Raw genomic sequence first — 3,005 nt, forward strand, 5'->3', positions numbered from 1 at the left:
GTGGGGGTTGGCAGCCGCCCCCGCGCCCCCGCCGTCACCCACCCCCCAGGCCCTAGCCCCACCCACTCACCCACACGACGGCCGCCCCGGTCCGATGGACCGGGGCGGCCGCGTTTCCGCGACTGCGGAGCCTATGCCGTGGCCTGGGCCTTCGCCTGCCCCTCCTGCAGCATCTCGCGCAGCGCCTCCTCGTCGTCGTTGCTCAGCGACGTCTGCACCAGCTGACCGCCGTACTGGGCGATCTCCGGCACGACCTTGTCGCGGGCGGCCTGCTTGACGAGGACGAACAGTGCGGCGGCGCCGGGCCGCAGGTTCTGGCTGAGTTCCTTCATGAAGTTGTCGTTGATCCCGGTGTCCGTGACGGCCCCGCCCGCGGCACCCGCGGCGGCACCGACGGCTGCCCCCAGGAACGGCACGAGGAAGAGCATGCCGATGACGCTGCCCCACAGCGCGCCGCCCGTGGCGCCCATCGTGGTGTGGTTCACGGCCTGGTGCAGCTTGATCTTCCCGTCGGACTCCCGGCGCTCGACGACGACGATGTCCTCGAGCTCGACGAGGTGCTCCTTGGACATCTCCAGGAGCCGGTTGCGGACCTGGTCGGCGGTGGCGAGGTCGTTATAGGCGACGACGAACAGATTGCTCATGACGGCACTCCTCCGAGGCTTGTCAGCGTGTGCGACGTGCCCGAGTTTAGGGCGATTGGTCGCATTCCGCCCGGCGAGCCTCACGCCCTCCCGACACGCCCGAGGGCCCGGCCTCCCTCGTGGGGGAGACCGGGCCCTCGGCGACGAGCGCGTTCGGAGCTACGGGACGGCTTAGAGGTCGAAGTACAGCTCGAACTCGTGCGGGTGCGGGCGCAGCTGGATCGGGGCGATCTCGTTCGTGCGCTTGTAGTCGATCCACGTCTCGATCAGGTCGGCCGTGAAGACGCCGCCGGCCTGCAGGTACTCGTTGTCCGCCTCCAGGGCGTCGAGGACCGCGGGAAGCGAGGTCGGGACCTGCTGGACGTTGGCGTGCTCCTCGGGAGCCAGCTCGTACAGGTCCTTGTCGATCGGCTCGGCCGGCTCGATTTTGTTCTTGACGCCGTCGAGGCCCGCCATGAGCAGCGCCGAGAAGGCGAGGTACGGGTTCGAGGACGGGTCCGGCGCGCGGAACTCGACGCGCTTGGCCTTCGGGTTCGAGCCCGTGATCGGGATACGCATGGCCGCGGAGCGGTTGCGCTGCGAGTACACCATGTTGACCGGCGCCTCGAAGCCCGGGACCAGGCGGTGGTACGAGTTCACCGTCGGGTTGGTGAAGGCCAGCAGCGACGGGGCGTGCTTGAGGATGCCGCCGATGTAGTAGCGGGCGGTGTCCGAGAGGCCCGCGTAGCCCTGCTCGTCGTAGAAGAGCGGCTCGCCACCGGCCCACAGGGACTGGTGGACGTGCATGCCCGAGCCGTTGTCGCCGAAGATCGGCTTCGGCATGAAGGTCGCGGTCTTGCCGTTGCGCCAGGCGACGTTCTTCACGATGTACTTGAAGAGCATCAGGTCGTCGGCCGCGGCGAGCAGCGTGTTGAACTTGTAGTTGATCTCCGCCTGGCCGGCCGTGCCCACCTCGTGGTGCTGGCGCTCGACCTTCATGCCCTGACGGTCCAGCTCGAGGGAGATCTCGGCGCGCAGGTCGGCGAAGTGGTCGACCGGCGGGGTCGGGAAGTAGCCGCCCTTGTAGCGCACCTTGTAGCCGCGGTTGTTCTCGACGGCGCCGGTGTTCCAGGCGCCCGCCTCGGAGTCGATCTCGTAGAGCGAGCGGTTCGCGGAGGTCTCGAAGCGCACCGAGTCGAAGACGTAGAACTCGGCCTCGGGGCCGAAGAACGCGGTGTCGGCGATGCCGGTGGAGGCCAGGTAGGCCTCGGCCTTCTTCGCCACGTTGCGCGGGTCACGGGAGTACTGCTCGCCCGTGATCGGGTCGTGGATGAAGAAGTTGACGTTCAGCGTCTTGTCGCGGCGGAAGGGGTCCACACGGGCGGTGGTGAGGTCCGCGCGCAGCGCCATGTCGGACTCGTGGATGGCCTGGAAGCCGCGGATCGACGAGCCGTCGAAGGCCAGCTCCTCCGTGGGGTCGAACGCCTCGGCCGGCACCGTGAAGTGCTGCATCACACCCGGCAGGTCGCAGAAGCGAACGTCGACGAACTTGACGTCCTCGTCCGCGATGAATTTCTTGGCGTCATCGGCGTTCTGGAACATCCAACTCCTCCTACTCCCACCCAGGGAGGGGCGGGGTTGCAGCTCTTGGCAGCTCGATCGCGCGACCGGTGCGGTGGCACACGCTGGGGCCCGACGATATGCAGGCGTGATTTCTCAAGCATGACCCATTTGTTTCGCCCAAGTTAACCGGAGCAGGGGTCGGGGCCGCATCAGGAGAGCGGCGCAGTACCGTTGACGCGTGGACAACAGGGAAGCAATGGGATCGTGGCTGTCCGGGCCTCGTGAGGCCATGGAACAGGCGGGCGCCGACTTCGGCTACCGCGGTGAACAGCTCGGTCTGCCCGAGCACGGACCCGGCTCCATCGCGCGCCCCGGACGCCGCATCGGAGCCCTCGTCGTCGACTGGGCGCTGTGCATGCTGATCGCATACGGCCTGGTCACGGACGGCTACAACCAGTCGACGGGGAACTGGGCGCTGCTCTTCTTCTTCGTGCTCAGCGTGCTCACGGTCGGCACCATCGGCTGCACGCCCGGCAAGCGCCTCTTCGGCCTGCGGGTCGTCTCCGAGGCCGGCGGACGCATCGGTGTCGGCCGGGTGCTGGCCCGCTCGGTGCTGCTGTGCGTCGCCGTCCCGGCGCTGATCTGGGACCGCGACGGCCGCGGCCTGCACGACCGCGTCGCGAAGGCGGTGCAGGTCCGCGTCTAGGGCCTGTCGTTTGGATCAGGCCCCGCGAGCCCGGCCTGATCCAAACGACAGGCCCTAGGGGCGCGGGGAACTGCGCGAACGTAGGAGAGGCGGGGGGGGCCCCCCACACGTGC

Annotated in this window: 3 protein-coding genes; 1 reads left to right on the forward strand and 2 read right to left on the reverse strand. The window is 68.6% G+C overall.

Going from position 1 to position 3,005, the window contains the following annotated elements; translation table 11 throughout:
* Nucleotides 1–131: 131 nt before the first annotated feature.
* Together ACIA8D_RS37955 and glnA are read right to left on the reverse strand one after the other, a co-directional pair.
* Nucleotides 132–644 (reverse strand): DUF1269 domain-containing protein, encoded by a 513-nt coding sequence (locus tag ACIA8D_RS37955; RefSeq protein ID WP_399239360.1) that lies wholly within the window; start codon nt 642–644, stop codon nt 132–134.
* A 171-nt stretch (nt 645–815) separates the two neighbouring features.
* Entirely contained in the window at nt 816–2,225 is a 1,410-nt protein-coding gene (gene glnA / locus ACIA8D_RS37960; RefSeq protein ID WP_399239362.1) for a type I glutamate--ammonia ligase, read from the reverse strand.
* Nucleotides 2,226–2,424: 199 nt separating this feature from the next.
* Between glnA and ACIA8D_RS37965 the strand changes: the two genes are divergently transcribed.
* Nucleotides 2,425–2,892: an RDD family protein gene (locus tag ACIA8D_RS37965; protein WP_399239364.1), complete on the forward strand. Its 468-nt coding sequence runs from the start codon at nt 2,425–2,427 to the stop codon at nt 2,890–2,892.
* Nucleotides 2,893–3,005 lie beyond the last annotated feature (113 nt).

It is taken from the genome of Streptomyces sp. NPDC051684 (assembly GCF_044453445.1).
In the GTDB taxonomy this organism is placed as follows: domain Bacteria; phylum Actinomycetota; class Actinomycetes; order Streptomycetales; family Streptomycetaceae; genus Streptomyces.